Origin of the sequence: Variovorax sp. PAMC 28711, from assembly GCF_001577265.1 — a bacterium.
Taxonomy (GTDB): domain Bacteria; phylum Pseudomonadota; class Gammaproteobacteria; order Burkholderiales; family Burkholderiaceae_C; genus Variovorax.
On record NZ_CP014517.1, the window covers coordinates 806,256 to 823,123 of the forward strand.

Consider the following 16,868-nt stretch of genomic DNA (forward strand, 5'->3'; position numbering starts at 1 on the left):
GCCATTTTAGGCAGCGCCGAACCGGCGACCTCCGATCAGTTCGGCAGCGCCTGCGAAATCACGGCGCGCTCGATCAGCCGGTCGTCGCCGAGCACGATCATTGCGAACAGCAGTTCTTCGAGGTTCGTCGCCAGCGCCGTCTTGCGCGCGAGCAGCGGCGTGGCCTTCGGGTCGATCACGACGAAGTCGGCTTCGCAGCCCGGCTGGAGATTGCCGACGACGCCTTCAAGCCCCAGCGCGCGCGCGGCGCCGCCCGTGTGGCGCCACCAGAGCTGCGACGGCGCGATGCTGACACCCGGCTTGGTCTGGCCTTCGCGGCCCACGTAGTAGGCGGCGAGCATGGTCGCGAAGGGGCTGAAGCTGGTGCCGCCGCCCACATCGCTCGCCAGCCCGTAGCGGTAGTCGACGCGGTCCGCGCCCTCAAAGTCGAAGAAGCCGCTGCCCAGGAACAGGTTGCTGGTCGGGCTGACGGCCGACGCCGTTTTCGTCTCGCGCATGAGCTGGCGGTCGGCGTCGTCGAAGTGGATGCAATGCGCGTAGACGGCGCGCTCCCGCATCAGACCGAAGCCGGTGTAAACGTCGAGGTACGAGCGCGCCTGGGGGAACAGCTCGCGCGCCCACGCCACCTCGTCCTTGTTCTCGGCGACGTGCGAGTGAATCCAGGTATCGGAATACTTCGCCGCCAGCTCGCCGGCACCCTGCAATTGCGCGTCGGTGCTGGTGGGGGCGAAGCGCGGCGTGATCGCGTAGCCAAGCCGATCGACGTTGTGCCAGCGGCGGATCAGGGTTTCGGTGTCGACCAGGCTCTGCTCGGTGTTGTCGCGCACGCCGTCCGGCGAATGACGGTCCTGCAGCACCTTGCCCGTGATCATCCGCAGCTGCCGTTTTTGCGCACTCTCGAAAAACGCGGTGACAGACGCCGGATGCGAGGTCGCAAAAGTGAGCGACGTGGTCACGCCGTTGCGCATCAGTTCGTCGAAAAACACCTCGGCCACCTCCGCCGAATGCGCTGGATCGGCGAAGCGGCTCTCGGCCGGAAAGGTGTAGTTCTCGAGCCAGGGCAGAAGGCCTTCCGACGGCGCGCCGATGATGTCGGTCTGCGGAAAGTGGATGTGCATGTCGATGAAGCCAGGCGCGAGGATGCGGCCGGGCAGATCGGTGACCGCCACGTCGACGTGGTGCGGCGCCACGGCGGCATGGCTGCCGGCATCAATGACCCGCTGGCGGCCTTCGGTATCGGGCCCGACCACCAGCAGGCCGTCTTCGTCGTAGAGCGCTCGACCCTCGGGGTCGAAGCGGAGCAATGCGGCGCGGTAGGCTTTTTTCATCGTGGCCGCCAGCGTAATGCAGCACCGGGGCCGCCGCAATTTCAGCACCCGTATAGGGTCTATATGCGGTCTACTCCGCGCCGAGCACGCGTGTCTTGACCGGCAGCGATGCCAATGCCTGCGCCAGTTTCTGCGCCAGCGCGGGCTCGACCGCCCCGCCGAAACGCACCGTGACGCCCTGGTGCTCGTCGCTCTGCACGTGCGGCCACGCAGCCTGCGCGAGGCCCGCCTCGGTGCACGCCGTGGCGACCAGCGCACGCGCCACCTGCGCGGCGGCCAGCGCGCGAAGCTCCGGCTTGTAGATCTTGCCGACGTTGGTCATCGGCATGTGCTCGATCACCGTCACCCACTTCGGTCGGGCCGGCGCCTCGTCGACGCGCGCCGATGCGAAGGCCAGCAATTCGGCCTCGTCGACCGAGGCGCCGGGCACCAGCGTGGCAAACACCACCGGCAACTCGCCCGCATAGGCGTCAGGCGCGCCGACGGCCGCACTGAGCTGAATCGCGGGGTGCGCGCCGAGCGCGTCTTCGATCGTCTTCGGATCGATGTTGTGGCCGCTGCGAATGATGAGGTCTTTCGAGCGGCCCGTGAGGTGGAGCCGCCCCTCGCCGTCAACCCAGCCGATGTCGCCGGTCGCCAGCCAGCCATCCGGCGTGAAGGCCTTGGCAGTGTCGGCGGAATCGAGGAAGCCGGAAAACACATTCGGCGACTTGAACAGCACCATGCCGTGCTCGCCGGGCGGCAGTTCGCGGTCGCTCGCACCGCCCTGCTCGTCCAGCGCCACGATCTTCATCTGCGCATAGGGCAACGGAAAACCGACGCAGCCGGCCGGCCCGTTCACGCCGGGCGGGGTGACGGTCGAGATGCCGGCCATCTCGGTCATGCCCAGGCTCTCGTGCACGTGCAGGCCGAACAGACGTTCGAAGCGCGCAGCGAGTTCCGGCGCCAACACCGCGGCACCCGTGCGGCAGTACTTGATCGACGAAATGTCGGCGCCGGCCAGCGGCACGTTGGCCAGCGCGGCGAGGATGGTCGGCACGGCCGACAGGGACGTCGGCCGGAACTTCTCGACCAGGCGCCAGTAGTTCGCGACCACCGCCTTGTTCCGCAGCTGCGACGTGGTCGGCATGATGGTTTCGACACCGGCCGACATGGCGGCGAGCGCGGCGGGCAGCACGCCGGCCACGTGGAACAGCGGGTAGCCGTTGATGGTCACGTCCGTGTTCGTCAGCTGCTGCAGCTTGACGCAGGCCCACGCGGTGAACACCTGCGCACGGTGGCTGTGGCGCGCCAGCTTCGGCGCGCCCGTGGTGCCGCCGGTGTGGAAGTACGCGGCGATGTCGTCGGGGCCGATGTCGCGCCCGCTCACGAGCCGACCGTCGGGCTGCGTCGCGCGCAACGCGGCGAAGTCGGCGGTGCCTTCGGGCCAGTCGATCGCGGCATCGGCCGGCTCGTCGTGCGGCGCGACGCGCAGCACCTTCACGAGCGTCGGCACCTGCGTGCGCAAACGCATCGCCTTGGACCACATGCCGGATTCGGCATCCGATCCGTAGGCGATCAACACCTTGGCGCCGGCCGCATTCATCAACGACACGAGCTTCTCGTCGGTCAGCAGCGGATTGAGCGGCTGCACGATGCCGGCCGCCTCGCCACCCCAGAGCGCGAGGTGGTAGTCGAGGCATCCGGGCAGCAGCACGGCGACCGCGTCTTGCGGGCCGACGCCGAGCGCGTGCAGCAGGTTGGCCGTCTGGTGGATGCCGGCCAGCAGCTGCGCGTAGGTCCAGCGGATCGGCGGGGTTTCGGGGTCGGCGTCGCGCAGGAACGTCAGTGCGGTTTGCGCACCATAGGCCGCAGCGGAGTTGCGGAAAATCTCGTAGGTGCTGCGGACGGTGACCGCTTCTTCGAGCGGCGTGGCTTCGAGGCGACGAACGTCAGCGAGGGAGCGAATCGGGAAGGAAGCGGTGAAAGGCGGGGCCACGGGGCGCATGCAGTCTCCTGATTATTCGAATTGGGCGAACGTCTCGTTGAGCCGGTCGATGTAGCGCGCCTTGGCGGCGGCTTCGATGAAGCTGCCCTCGAAGCTGTTGGCAGCGAGCTGCCAGGCCTGCTGCGCAGTGAGGCCCGTGGCGGCGAAGGTCTGCACGAAGTTCTCGTTCATGTAGCCGCCGAAGTAGGCGGGATCGTCGGAGTTCACGGTGGCCACCAGGCCGGCATCGAGCAGCGCGCCGAGGTTGTGCTGACCCAGATCCGGGAACACGCAGAGCTTGAGATTCGAGAGCGGGCACACGGTGAGGGGAATGCGGTCCTGCGCCAGCCGCTTCATGAGCGCCGGGTCTTTCGCGCTCTGAACGCCATGGTCCACGCGCTCGACCTTCAACACATCGAGCGCGCTCCACACGTAGGCGGGCGGGCCCTCCTCCCCCGCGTGCGCGACGAGGTGCAGGCCCAGTTCGCGACAGCGCGCGAACACGCGCTCGAAGCGCTCCGGCGGATTGCCGACCTCGCCCGAGTCGAGGCCGACGCCGATGAACTTGTCGCGGTACGGCAGCGCCTGCTCCAGTGTCTCGAACGCCTTTTGTTCACTGAGGTGACGCAGGAAACACATGATCAGCGCCGCGCTCACGCCCAGCTTCACCTCGGCGTCGACGCAGGCACGGTGCAGTCCGTCGATCACGGTCCGCATGTCGACGCCGCGTTCGGTGTGCGTTTGCGGATCGAAGAACATTTCGGTGCGCCACACGTTGTCGGCCGCGGCACGTTCGAGGTAGGCCCACGCCATGTCGTAGAAGTCCTGCTCGGTCAGCAGCACGCTCGCGCCCGCGTAATAAATGTCGAGAAAACTCTGCAGGTTGGTGAACGCGTAGGCGCGTCGCAGGGCCTCGACGTCGGCGTAGGGAATCTCGACGCTGTTGCGCCGGGCCAGCGCGAAGATCAGCTCGGGCTCGAGCGATCCTTCGATGTGCATGTGCAACTCGGCCTTGGGCATGGCGCGCAGCAACGCGGGCAGGCGGTCGATGGAGATGGGGGCTGCTTCGATGAAAAACGGGTCATGCGCATGACTGTAAGCGGCCATTGGCCAGAGTGTGCGCAATTGCCGAATCTGCCGTCTTTGAATCCGGCATTCGGCGAAGGAGCGGGATGCAGTGCGTATCGTGCGCTGGGTCGGCAATTTCGCTGGCATTTCGGTTCAGGGAGTAAAAAATGTTCGACACATTGATCAAGGAAGTCGCCACCCGCTTCGGGCTCGGCAACGAAAAATCGCAGTCGCTGGTGCAACTGCTTCTCGCGTACATCACGTCCAAAGACACGGGCGGCCTGCCCGGCTTCGTGGACAAGCTCATGTCCGCCGGCCTCGGCGAACGCATGCAATCCTGGGTCGGTGGCGCAAGCGCTTCGCCGGCCGGCGCACAAGCCGTTTCCACGGACCAGATCCAGCAAGTGTTCGGCGGCCCCTCAGGCCTGTTGCGCATGTTCAGCTCCAGGCTCGGCGTCGACAGCCAGACCGGCTCGTCGGTGCTGTCGTTCCTGTTGCCTGCGGTGATCGGCAAGCTCACGCCACAAGGCAATGTCCCGGCAACGATCCCGCTTGAAATCTCGCAGTTCATCGGCGGCACCAAGGACCTGTTCTCCCGAGGCGCGAGCGCAGGCGCGGCAGCCGTGAGCGGCACGGTCCATGCAGCCGCACAGGCTGGCCGCTCGACCGGCTCGGGCTTCATGCGCTGGCTGCCGTGGTTGCTGATCGCCATCGCGGCGCTTCTGTTGCTCGGCTACTGCAGCAAGATGAACCCGACCGCCAACAAGGCCGTCGAAGCGGTCAAGCAAGTGGGCGATGCCGCCGGCGACGCGGCGAAGAGCGGCGCCGCGGCCGTCACGGACGCAGCCAAGACGGTCGTCGATGCGATCCCGACCGGCGCCGGCGCCCTCGCCGCGATGATCGATGGCGTGCCGTCGCTCAAGGTCTACTTCGATACCGGCAAGACCGAGCTCTCCACCGAGTTTCCGGAACGGGCCAAGACCCTGGTCGACTACCTCAAGGCCAACGGCGATACCAAGGCGGTGATCTCCGGGTTCACCGACACGACCGGCGATCCGGTGCTCAACGACGCGTTGTCGAAAAAGCGCGCCGAGGCCGTGGCCGATGCGCTCAAGTCAGCGGGTGTCGCTGAAGCCAACATCGTTCTGGAAAAGCCGGCAGCAGCCTCGACCACCGGCAACACCGACGCCGAACTGCGCCGCGTGGAAGTCGTGCTGCGGAAGTAAATTCACAGCGCTTGCGGCGCTGCAACGCCAAGCAAAAGACCGCCTTCGGGCGGTCTGTTTTGCCCGCGGCGCCAGCGACTCACCAACGCCGCACGGCGGCCGCCGCCAGCAGCAGGCACGCCGCCACGCCGCCGAGCAAGGCGAGCCAACCCGCGTGTTCCCAGAGCGCACCGCCCGCATAACCGAGCACACCCGAACCGAGGTAGTACGCGCAGAGGTACAGCGCCGCCGCCTGCGCCTTGGCGCCCTGAGCCCGCTGGCCGACCTGCCCGCTGGCCACTGCATGCGCCGCGAAGAACCCGCCGGTCAGCAAGGCGAGGCCCAGCACCACGCCGGCCAGCCAGGGCGTCGCCAGCGCGCCGACGCCGAGCAGCATCAAGCCGATGCTGACCTGTACGACGCGGCGCGCACCCAGCCGGTCGACCATCGCGCCGGCCTGCCGCGCCGTGTAGCTGCCGATCAGGTACACCGAAAACAGCAAACCGATGACCGTGGACGACAGCCCGAACGGCGGCGCCGCGAGCCGGAATCCAACGTAGTTGAAGACCGCGACGAAGCTGCCCATCAACAGGAAGCCGAGCGCGAAACCGACACGCAGCGCGGGCGTCCCGAGGTGCATGGCGAAGTTGCCGACGAGCCCGCGCAGCGACAGCGCCTGCGGCTTGAAGTGGCGCGATGGCGGCAGCAGCCAGGCGAAGAAGGCGAGCGACACGATGCTCAGTATCGCGATGCCGCCCATTGCGAGACGCCAGCCGCCGAGGTCGGCCAGCCCGCCCGACAACAGGCGGCCCGCCAGGCCGCCGAGCACGTTGCCGCTGATGTACAGGCCCATCGCCGACGAAAGCGACAGCGGGTCGAACTCTTCCCCACGTACGCCATCGCCAGCGCCGGCAAGCCGCTGAGCGCCACGCCGACCAGCGCGCGCAGCACCAGCAGCACCGGCCACGAATCGACAAACGCGCAGGCGAGGCCGAGCACCCCCGACATCCCGAGCGCGACCAGCATCACCGGCTTGCGGCCCAGCGTTTCCGCGAGCGAGCCGGCGACCAGCATGCACAGCGCGAGACAAAAGGTGGTGAGCGACAGCGTCAGGCTGCTGCTGGCCGCCGACACGCCAAAGTGGCGCGCGAAAATGGGCAGCAGCGGCTGCACGCAGTAGATGGCGGCAAACGTCGAGAGGCCCGCGCAGAAGATCGCGAAGGTCGCGCGGCGGTAGGCGGGCGTGCCTTTGCGCAGGAAGTCGGTGGAATCGGAGGCAGACACAACAAAAAATCCGGACGAAAAAAAGGGCTGCGGAGGCAGCCCTTTCGGGGAAAGCGCTCGAGCGACGAGCTTACTTCTTGTCGCCTGGGACTTTGCCGTCCACGCCCTTGACGTAGAAGTTCACGCCCGACAGGAACTTGTCGTCGGCGACCGCGCCGGCGGCCACGAGTTCCTTGCCGTCCTGGCCCACGATCGGACCTTTCCAGATCGAATACGAACCGTCCTTCAGGCCGGCCTTCACGGTCTCGACCTTCGTCTTGATGTCGGCCGGAATGTCATCGGCCAGCGAGACCAGGTCGATCGCGCCTTCCTTCACGCCCCACCAACTCGAGCCGGTCGCCCACTTGCCTTCGAGCGCGTCCTTGGTGGTCTTGATGTAGTACGGACCCCAGTTGATGACAGCCGATGCAAGGTGGGCCTTCGGGCCGTAGGCCGTCATGTCGGAGTCCCAGCCGAACGCGCGCTTGCCTTTTTCCTGCGCGGTCTTGAGCACGGCGGGCGAGTCGGTGTTCTGGAACAGCACGTCGGCGCCGCCGTTGATGAGCGCGGTGGCCGCTTCGGTTTCCTTCGGCGGGCTGAACCATTCGTTGACCCACACGACCTTGGTCGTGATCTTCGGATTGACCGATTGCGCGCCCATCGTGAAGCTGTTGATGTTGCGCAGCACCTCGGGGATCGGCACCGAGCCGACGACGCCGAGCTGGTTGGTCTTGGTCATGCCGCCCGCGATGATGCCGGCCATGTAGGCACCTTCGTAGGTGCGGCTGTCGTAGGTGCGCATGTTCGGCGCGGTCTTGTAGCCGGTCGCGTGTTCGAACTTGACTTCGGGGTTGTCGGCCGCGACCTTGAGCATCGGCTCCATGTAGCCGAAGGTGGTGCCGAAGATCAGCTTGTTGCCCTGGCTCGCCATGTCGCGGAACACGCGTTCGGCGTCGGCCGACTCGGGCACGCTCTCCACGAACGTGGTCTTGATCTTGTCGCCGAGTTCCTTCTCGAGCGCCTTGCGGCCGTTGTCGTGCGCGAACGACCAGCCACCGTCGCCGACCGGCCCGACATACGCGAAGGCGATGTTCAGCGGCGCAGCAGGTGCGGCAGCCGCGGCGGCCGGCGCAGCAGCCGGTGCGGCAGCGGCCGGTGCAGCAGCCTCTTCCTTTTTGCCACAGCCCACGAGCGCGGCCGACGCCACGGCCGTCAGGGCTGCGAGCTTGAGAAGGGAACGCTTGTTCAGATCATTCATTGTCAGGAATCCTCAAAGGACAGGTTGGCGAAAAAAGCAGGGAGATTATGAGCCGGGGTAGAACGGTTTTCCGATCGACGCCGGCATGTTGATGCGAATGAAAGCCGGGTTGCGCGAGATCAGCGCGAGCACCACGATGGTCGCGATGTACGGCATCATGTTCAGGAACTGGCTCGGCGTATCGACCCCCACGCTTTGCAGGTGAAAGCCGAGCATCGTGACGCCGCCGAACAGATAGGCGCCGAGCAGCACACGGGCCGGGCGCCATGTGGCGAAGGTGGTCAGTGCCAGCGCGATCCAGCCCTTGCCGGCCACCATGTTCTCGACCCATAGGCCGGTGTACACCACCGACAAATAAGCGCCGGCCAGGCCGCAGAGCGCACCGCCCACCACCACGGCCATGAAGCGGATGCGCCGCACCGGATAACCCAGCGCATGCGCCGATTCGGGCGATTCGCCGACCGAGCGCAGCACGAGCCCCGCCCGCGTGCGGTACAGGAACCAGATCAGCGCGAAGGTCAGGAACACCGCGAAATACACGATCGGGTGGTGCCGGAACAGCGCCGGGCCCGCGAGCGGAATGTCCGACAGGTACGGCAGCGCGTATTGCGTGCTTTCGGGCAGCTTGGCCTGCACGTAGTTGATGCCCGCGAACGCCGAGAAGCCCACGCCGAACAGGCTGAGCGCAAGACCGGTCGCGTACTGGTTGGTGTTGAGCCAGATCACCAGCAAGCCGAACACGCCGGCCAGCAGCGCACCGGTCACCATGCCGCCCGCGAAGCCGAGCCAGCTGCTCCCCGTTTTCACGGTGACGGCGAAACCCGCGATGGCCGCGCAGAGCATCAGGCCCTCGGCACCGAGGTTGACGATGCCGGCCTTCTCGTTGATGAGCAGGCCGAGCGAGGCGATGGCCAGCACGGTGCCGGCACTGAGCATCGAGCCCAGCAGGAGTGCGTACGCGTCCATCAGCGGACTCCTTGCGTGGCGCGCACGACAGACGGCGCTGTGAGCGGGGTGCTGGCTTGCAGCGATGCGGTGCCCTGCGCGAGCGGCGCCGGACGGGGCGCCAGCTTGCGCCGCACGCGATAAGCGATCAGCGTGTCGCAGGCCAGCAGCGTGAACAGCAGCAACCCCTGGAACACGCCGGTGAGCGACTTGGGCAGGCCGAGACGCGATTGCGCCAGTTCACCGCCGATGTAGAACATGCTCATCAGGATCGCCGAGAACACCATGCCGACCGGATGCAGCCGGCCGACGAAGGCCACGATGATCGCCGCGAAGCCGTAGCCCGCCGGCACGTAGGGCGTGAGCTGGCCGATCGGGCCGGCCACTTCGAGCGCACCGGCCAGGCCGGCGGCGCCACCCGACACCAGCAGCGCGATCCACACCGCGCGCCGCGCCGAAAAACCGGCGTAGCGCGCAGCGGCCGGAGCGAGGCCACCTACCTGTTGCGCGAAACCGGCGCGCGTACGAAACAGGAAGATCCAGAGTGCGGCCACGCCGCCCAGCGCGATGACCAGGCCGATGCTCACGCGCGAGCCCTTCATCAGCCGCGGAATCTGCGTCACCGCATCGAAGTTCTTGCTCTGCGGAAAGTTGAAGCCCATCGGGTCTTTCAGCGGGCCGGCCACCATGTAGCCGAGCACCAGCACCGCGACATACACCAGCATCAGGCTCACCAGGATCTCGTTGGCGTTGAAGCGGTCGCGCAGCAGCGCCACGATGGCTGCCCAGAACATGCCGCCCAGCACGCCGGCCGCGAGAATGGCCGGCACGATCCAGGGTCCGGTGTTCTTGTCGGCCAGCAAGGCCACGTAGCCGGCCGCGATGGCGCCGATCACGAACTGCCCTTCGGCACCGATGTTCCACACGTTGGAGCGAAAGCACACGGCCAGACCGAGCGCGATGATCAGCAGCGGCGTCGCCTTGACCATCAGCTCGCCCAGCGCGTAGCCGCTGCGGATCGGCTCCCAGAAAAAGACAAGCAGCCCCTTGACGGGGTCCTTGCCCAGCGCGGCGAACAGCGCCATGCCGATCAGCACCGTGATCAGCAGCGCCAGGATCGGCGAGCCGTAGCTCCAGAACTTCGACAGTTGCGGACGTGCTTCAAGCTTCAACATGTGCGGCCTCCCGTGCGGCTGCGGCGCCTTGCCAGAGTCCGCTCATCCATTCACCGATTTGCGGCACCGTGGCTGCCGCGCGGTCGACCGAGGGCGACAACTGCCCCTTGGCGATCACGTAGAGCCGGTCACTGATTTCGAACAGCTCGTCGAGCTCCTCGCTCACCACCAGCACGGCGCAGCCCGCGTCGCGCAACGCGAGGATTTCGCCTCGGATCAGCGCCGCGGCGCCGACGTCGACGCCCCAGGTCGGCTGCGCCACGATGAAGAGCTTGGGGTTCGCATCGATCTCGCGACCGACGATGAACTTCTGCAGGTTGCCGCCGGACAGCGATCGCGCGGCGGCGCCCGGTCCGCCGGCCTTCACGTTGAAGCGCTGGATCACCGAGGCGGCGTGCGCCTGCAGCGCGGCGACGCGAATCCAGCCGCTCTTGCCGATCGCGTTGTCGCGCGTCAGCAGCATGTTGTGGGCCAGGCTCAGCGTCGGCACCGCGCCGCGGCCCAGCCGTTCCTCGGGCACGAAATGCACACCGAGCTTGCGGCGGCTGCGCGGACGCAGGCGCGCTGCGGGCTGGCCGAACATTTCGATCATCGGGGCCTCGGCCCGCGTGTCTTCGCCCGAGAGCGCGTAGAGCAGCTCTTTCTGCCCGTTGCCCGACACGCCCGCGATGCCGACGACCTCGCCGGCACGCACTTCCATCGAGAGGCCGTCGAGGTCGACGCCGAACTGGTCGTCGCGCGCCAGCCGGAGCCCGTTCACCCGCAACGCCACCGCGCCCGTCTTCACTTCGCGGTGTTGCAGCGGCGGCGGCTCGGCACCGATCATCAGGCGAGAGAGCGACTCGTTGCTCTCGTTCTGCGGATTGCACACGCCGGTGACCTTGCCGCCGCGCAGCACGGTGCAGGCGGTGCAGAGCTCGCGAATTTCGTGCAGCTTGTGGCTGATGTACAGGATGCTGCAGCCCTCGGACGACAGCTGGTTGAGCACGACGAAAAGCTTCTTCACCGCCTGCGGCGTCAGCACCGAAGTCGGCTCGTCGAGGATCAGCAGCTTCGGGTCGGTGAGCAGCGCGCGGATGATCTCGACGCGCTGCATCTCGCCGACCGACAGGGTGTGCACCGGGCGCAGCGGGTCGATGTCGAGCCCGTACTCGCCGGCCTTGGCGGTGATGCGCTTCGTCACGTCCGCCAGCGCGAGGCTCTTGTCGAGGCCGAGCCAGACGTTCTCGGCCACGGTGAGTGTGTCGAACAGGCTGAAGTGCTGGAACACCATGCTGATGCCGAGTGCCCTCGCCTCCTGCGGATTGCGGATGTTCACCGGCTGCCCGTTGAAGCTCACCGTGCCCTCGTCGGGCTTGACCGATCCGTAGATGATCTTCATCAACGTCGATTTTCCGGCACCGTTCTCGCCCAGCACCGCATGGGTCTCTCCGGGCTGGACGATGAGCGATACGTCGCTGTTGGCGACCACCGCCGGATAGCGTTTGGTGATGTTCGCAAGCTGGAGTCGGGAAACTGTCATGCGGGGTCCTGGAGTGGGTCTGTTCTTGTCTCAGAGGGTCGTGTCGTGGGTCGCAGCGAGGCGGCCACGGTCTTGATGCGCTCGCGCAGCCAGCGCGCGGAACTCGACGAGTGCGTGCGCTCGTGCCACAGCTGGTAGTACATGAGGCGCGGCAATGCGACCGGGCACTCGATGATGCGCACCGGCAAGCGCGGCAGGAAACGCTCGCAATATTGACGCCCGGTGGTCAGCACCAGCAGGCTGGAGGCCACCATGTCGGGAATCAGGCTGAAGTGCGCGCAGCGCGCCGTGATGTTGCGTTGCAGCCCGAGGTCGTCGAGCATCTGGTCGATGATGCCGCGCGCACCGGGATGGGTCGGCGTCGGCGCGATGTGCTCCGACGCCAGCCACGTCTCGGCGTCCCAGCCCCGCCGCACGGCCGGGTGGTCGACGCTGACGAGCGACACCACTTCGTCGCCGAAAAGCCGCGCCATGTGCAGGTCTTCGGGCGGCTTGGCCCAGTTGCCGATGACCAGGTCCACGTGGCCGAGCGAAAGGTGCGCGTGGTAGTTCGAATCGGGCGAGAGGCCGTGGATCTCGATCTTGCACAACGGCGCCTGGCTCTTGATCTGCGCCATCAGCATCGGCAGGAAGAGCGGGTCGAGGTAGTCGCTCGCGGCGATTCGGAAGGTGCTGGTGGCGGTCTGCGGATCGAAGCCGCGCGCGTCGCTGAAGAGCACCTCGGCCGCGCGCAGGATGCTGGCGCTCGGCTCGATCATGCGAAGCCCCGCGTCGGTCGGCACCATGCCCGAGCCCGAGCGCACCAGCAGCGGGTCGCCCGAGAGATCGCGCAGGCGCTTGAGCGCAGCCGACACCGCGGGCTGGTACATGCCCAGGCGCACCGCGGCACGCGACACGCTGCGGTCGGTCAGCACGGTGTAGAGCACCCGGATCAGATGCAGGTCGATCTTGTCGAAAAGAGCTTGATCACGCATCTGTCGATGTTCGCTCAGGCCGGGGCCGAAACAACGGCGGTGATGGCGGCCAGGATCGCTTCGCTGGTGGCCGGCGCGCGCAACGGCGGATCGACCCGGTGCCCGGCCACGGCCGACACCGCGTCGCGGATCGCATAGAACACCGAAAACGGCAGCAGCAGCGGCGGCTCGCCGACCGCCTTGCTGCGGTGAATCGAGTCCTCAAAGTTGTCGCCTTCGAACAGCTTCACGTTGAAAACCGGCGGGCAGTCGTTGGCCGTCGGAATCTTGTAGGTGCTGGGTGCATGCGTGGTGAGCTTGCCCGACTGCGGATGCCACACCAGCTCTTCGGTCGTGAGCCAGCCCATGCCCTGGATAAAGGCGCCCTCGATCTGGCCGATATCGACCGCCGGGTTCAGCGAGCGGCCCGCGTCGTGCAGGATGTCGGCGCGCAGCAACTTCCACTCGCCGGTGAGCGTGTCGACCACCACTTCGCTCACCGCCGCGCCATAGGCGAAGTAGAAGAACGGGCGGCCTTTCAGGGTCTCCTTGTTCCAGCTCAGGCCGGGCGTCGCATAGAAGCCGTCGGACCACAACTGGACGCGGTCGAGATAGGCCTCGCCGACCACGGTCGCGAAGTCGAGCGTGCGACCGTTGACCTCGACCTTGTCGTTGGCGAAGCGCACCGCCGATGCTTCGCCGCCATGGCGCGCGGCCGCGCAGGCCGCGAGCCGTTCGCGGATCTGGCACGCGGCGTCCTGTGCGGCCTTGCCGTTCAGGTCGGCGCCGGTCGAGGCCGCGGTGGCCGATGTGTTGGCCACCTTGGTGGTGTCGGTCGCGGTGGCGCGCACCGTCTCGAAGCTCACGCCGAGTTCGTGCGCCACGACCTGCGCCACCTTGGTGTTGAGGCCTTGGCCCATTTCGGTGCCGCCGTGGTTCACCAGGATCGAGCCGTCCGTGTACACATGCACCAGCGCCCCAGCCTGGTTGAAGTGCTTGACGTTGAACGAGATGCCGAACTTCAGCGGCGCCAGCGCGAGGCCGCGCTTGAGCACCGGGTTTGCCGCGTTGAACGCGGTCACGGCGTCGCGGCGCGCGCGGTAGTCGCTGCTGTCTTCGAGCTGCGTCACGAGCTCGTCGATGATGTTGTCGGTCACGACCTGGTCGTAGGGCGTGACGTTGCGCTCGGTCTTGCCGTAGAAATTGAGGCGGCGCACGTCGAGCGGATCGCGCCCGAGCGCCCTGGCGATCGAGTCGACGATGTTCTCGATCGCGATCGCGCCCTGCGGTCCGCCGAAGCCACGGAACGCGGTGTTGCTCTGCGTGTTGGTGCGCCCCGAATAGCCGTGCATCGACACGTCGGGCAGCCAGTAGGCGTTGTCGAAGTGGCAAAGCGCCCGCGTCATCACGGGGCCGGACAAATCGGCCGAATGGCCCGCGCGCGACACCATCGAAATCTCGGCGCCGAGAATGCGACCCTCGTCGTCGTAGCCGACTTCGTACTCGTACCAGAAGCAGTGGCGCCGGCCAGTGATGAGAAAGTCGTCGTCGCGGTCGAGCCGCAGCTTGACCGGGCGCTGCAGCTTGTGCGCCGCGATGGAGGCCACGCACGCGAAGAGGCCCGACTGCGATTCCTTGCCGCCGAAACCGCCGCCCATGCGCCGGCACTCGACGTGCACCTCGTTCGCATGAAGGTGCAGCGCATGGGCCACCAGGTGCTGCATCTCGCTCGGGTGTTGCGTGGAGCAATGCACATGCAGCGCACCGCCCTCCTTCGGAATGGCGTAGCTGATTTGCCCTTCCAGGTAGAACTGCTCCTGCCCGCCCACGTCGAAGCTGCCTGTGAGACGGCGCGGCGCGTGGGCGATGGCGGTCTTTGCCCCACCTTCGTGCGTCGCACGTTCGAGGTGCATCGGCGGCAAGACGTACTGGCCTTTGGCGTGCGCCTCGCGCGGCGTCAGCACCGGTGGCGCGACCTCGATCATGAGCACGTCCTTCGCGCGAGCCGCGGCACGGCGCGCCGCGTCGCGTGTCTCGGCGATCACGGCGAACACCGGCTGGCCCAGATGGCGAATCTCGCCGCTGCAGAGGATGGGGTCGTCGTGGACGATCGATCCGCAATCGTTGGTGCCCGGAATATCGGCCGCCGAGAACACGTGCACCACGCCGGGCAGCGCGCGGATCACGTCCAGCGCCATGCCGGTGAGCCGGCCATTCGCCACCGGCGACAGGCCGAGCGCGCAGTGCAGCGTGCCGGCGAGTTCGGGAATGTCGTCGATGTAGGTGGCTTCGCCCGCGACGTGCAGTTCGGCCGACTCGTGCGTCCGGCTGATGCCGACGCGCGCGCCGTCGCCCTGCGCCCGGGCTTCGGCACCGGCGTCGATGCGTGCGGCGGCATTCTTCAGATAGTCGGCGAAGGCTTCGGCGGGTTGCAGCAGGCGGGCTTCGATGGGCTTGTTCATCTCAGGCACCTTCTGTCACGACAACCGGAGGGGCTCCATGGGGCATCACGCTCCAGACACTGGTTGCGGCCGGCGGCAACGCATCGCGGGTGCGGGTTTCGAGCCACAGGCGCTGAATGAGGTTCTGCGCCACCTGCAGCCGATAACTGGCCGAAGCCCGCATGTCCGACAGCGGCTGGAAATCCTGCGCCAATGCCAGCTTGGCCGCATTCACGCTGTCCTGGGTCCACGGCTTGCCGAGCAACATCGCTTCGGCCTCTGCCGCGCGCTTCACGGTGGCGGCCATGCCGCCGAACGCCAGCCGGATGTCCGTGACGGTGTCGCCGTCGAGCGCGAGCGAGAAACCGGCGCACAGCGCGGAGATGTCGCAGTCGAAGCGCTTGCTGATCTTGTAGACCCGTACCCGCCGCGAGGCCACCGACATCGGCACCGCCAGGCCCTGCACGAATTCGCCCGGCTCCAGCTTGTTCTTCAGGTAGTCGACGTAGAAATCGGTGAGCGGCATGCGCCGCACGCGCTCGCCTCGCCGCAGTTCGATCTCTGCGTCGAGCGCCATCAGCACGGGCGGCGAATCGCCGATGGGCGAGCCGTTGGCAACATTGCCGCCCATCGTGCCGGCATGGCGGATCGGCGGCGAGGCGAAGCGCAGCCACACGTCGGTGAGGCCTTCGAAGCGCGCGGACAGCGCACCGAACGCGTCCTCGAGCGAGGCGCCGGCGCCGATATAGAGCTCGCCATCCCGTTCCGCTACCGTCTTCATTTCGGCGACGTCGCCCACGTAAATGATGTCCCCCAGCTCGCGGAACTGCTTGTTGACCCAGAGGCCGACATCGGTCGAGCCGGCCAGCACCTGCGCCTTGGGTTTTTCCATCCGGAGCGCGGCCAGTTCGGCCAGCGTTTTCGGGGCGTGGAATCGGTCGGTGCGCCCGCCTGACGTCACGGCGTATTCGAAAGCATTCTCTTGCCGGAGACCGCCGAGCGCCTGGACCACTGGCGCGGTGTCGAGCCGCACGGCCGGCAGGTCGAACATGCGCTGCCCTGCATCGAGGATAGGGCGGTAGCCGGTGCAGCGGCAGAGATTGCCCGACAGGTCGTCGGCGAGCTGCTGGCGCGAGGGCCGGGTGCCTTCTGCCTGATGGTGCTCGTAGGTCGACCAGAGCGACATCACGAAGCCCGGCGTGCAGAAGCCACACTGCGAGCCGTGGCACTCGACCATCGCCTGCTGCACCGGGTGCAGTTCGCGCACCTTGCGTTTGTCGTGCCGCGTCAGGTCGACCGACTGGCCGCACTGCACCTTCAGGTCTTCGACGGTGAAGAGCGCCTTGCCGTTCAGCGTCGGCAGGAACTGGATGCAGGCATTGACCGTTTGCAGTTGGAGACCGCCGACCGCGCCTTCGGCTCCAGGCGCCGCCAGTTCGCCGATGACGACGGTGCAGGCGCCGCAGTCGCCTTCGTTGCAGCCCTCTTTGGTGCCGGTACACCGGGCGTCTTCACGCAGCCAATCGAGCACGGTGCGTGTCGGGCAGGCGTCGGTCACTTCGACGATACGGCCCTTGTGGAAAAAACGGATCGGTTGGGTGCTGGTGCTCATGCTCATGGGGTTTGTTCTTGCAAGAAAGACGCCGTCCTGCGCCAGCCGTGACGGTAAAGGTTCTTCCTGCTCTACAAATACACCGCACGCGATACCGCACATCCGCCGGCGAATATGTCACGGGCCTGCATT

Annotated in this window: 11 protein-coding genes and 1 pseudogene; 1 reads left to right on the top strand and 11 read right to left on the bottom strand. The window is 67.0% G+C overall.

The annotated features are described in order from the left end of the window. Positions 1 to 35: 35 nt before the first annotated feature. The 3 genes from guaD to AX767_RS04180 all read right to left on the bottom strand — a co-directional run bounded on the left by guaD (position 36) and on the right by AX767_RS04180 (position 4,314). The gene (gene guaD / locus AX767_RS04170; RefSeq protein WP_068628884.1) at positions 36 to 1,328 is read right to left on the bottom strand and encodes a guanine deaminase; all 1,293 of its coding nucleotides are present in this window, start codon (positions 1,326 to 1,328) and stop codon (positions 36 to 38) included. Between the two features lie 70 nt (positions 1,329 to 1,398). Then, positions 1,399 to 3,315: an acyl-CoA synthetase gene (locus AX767_RS04175; protein WP_068628886.1), complete on the bottom strand. Its 1,917-nt coding sequence runs from the start codon at positions 3,313 to 3,315 to the stop codon at positions 1,399 to 1,401. 12 nt (positions 3,316 to 3,327) lie between these two features. Then, the gene (locus AX767_RS04180; protein ID WP_237288624.1) at positions 3,328 to 4,314 is read right to left on the bottom strand and encodes an adenosine deaminase; all 987 of its coding nucleotides are present in this window, start codon (positions 4,312 to 4,314) and stop codon (positions 3,328 to 3,330) included. Between the two features lie 215 nt (positions 4,315 to 4,529). Here AX767_RS04180 and AX767_RS04185 point away from each other — a divergent pair, with 215 nt between their 5' ends. Beyond that, positions 4,530 to 5,588, top strand: a complete 1,059-nt coding sequence (locus AX767_RS04185) for a YidB family protein (RefSeq protein ID WP_068628890.1) — start codon at positions 4,530 to 4,532, stop codon at positions 5,586 to 5,588. Between the two features lie 79 nt (positions 5,589 to 5,667). On the opposite strand, the pseudogene AX767_RS22240 reads toward AX767_RS04185, so the two are convergent. The 8 genes and pseudogenes from AX767_RS22240 to xdhA all read right to left on the bottom strand — a co-directional run bounded on the left by AX767_RS22240 (position 5,668) and on the right by xdhA (position 16,742). Beyond that, positions 5,668 to 6,851 (bottom strand): annotated as a pseudogene (locus AX767_RS22240) (MFS transporter). Positions 6,852 to 6,921: 70 nt separating this feature from the next. Beyond that, positions 6,922 to 8,088 (bottom strand): BMP family ABC transporter substrate-binding protein, encoded by a 1,167-nt coding sequence (locus AX767_RS04195; protein WP_068628892.1) that lies wholly within the window; start codon positions 8,086 to 8,088, stop codon positions 6,922 to 6,924. A gap of 45 nt (positions 8,089 to 8,133) precedes the next feature. Then, positions 8,134 to 9,054 carry an ABC transporter permease gene (locus AX767_RS04200; RefSeq protein ID WP_068628894.1) on the bottom strand — a complete coding sequence of 307 codons (921 nt, stop codon included), beginning with the start codon at positions 9,052 to 9,054 and terminating at the stop codon, positions 8,134 to 8,136. After that, entirely contained in the window at positions 9,054 to 10,208 is a 1,155-nt protein-coding gene (locus AX767_RS04205) for an ABC transporter permease (protein WP_068628896.1), read from the bottom strand. The genes AX767_RS04200 and AX767_RS04205 overlap by 1 nt, the downstream gene beginning before the upstream one ends. After that, positions 10,195 to 11,730 carry an ABC transporter ATP-binding protein gene (locus AX767_RS04210; protein WP_068628898.1) on the bottom strand — a complete coding sequence of 512 codons (1,536 nt, stop codon included), beginning with the start codon at positions 11,728 to 11,730 and terminating at the stop codon, positions 10,195 to 10,197. The genes AX767_RS04205 and AX767_RS04210 overlap by 14 nt, the downstream gene beginning before the upstream one ends. Continuing rightward, entirely contained in the window at positions 11,727 to 12,704 is a 978-nt protein-coding gene (locus tag AX767_RS04215) for a LysR family transcriptional regulator (RefSeq protein WP_068628899.1), read from the bottom strand. The genes AX767_RS04210 and AX767_RS04215 overlap by 4 nt, the downstream gene beginning before the upstream one ends. Positions 12,705 to 12,718: 14 nt before the next feature. Then, positions 12,719 to 15,145, bottom strand: a complete 2,427-nt coding sequence (gene xdhB / locus AX767_RS04220) for a xanthine dehydrogenase molybdopterin binding subunit (RefSeq protein WP_068628901.1) — start codon at positions 15,143 to 15,145, stop codon at positions 12,719 to 12,721. 1 nt (position 15,146) lies between these two features. Next, entirely contained in the window at positions 15,147 to 16,742 is a 1,596-nt protein-coding gene (xdhA, locus tag AX767_RS04225; protein WP_068628903.1) for a xanthine dehydrogenase small subunit, read from the bottom strand. Positions 16,743 to 16,868 lie beyond the last annotated feature (126 nt).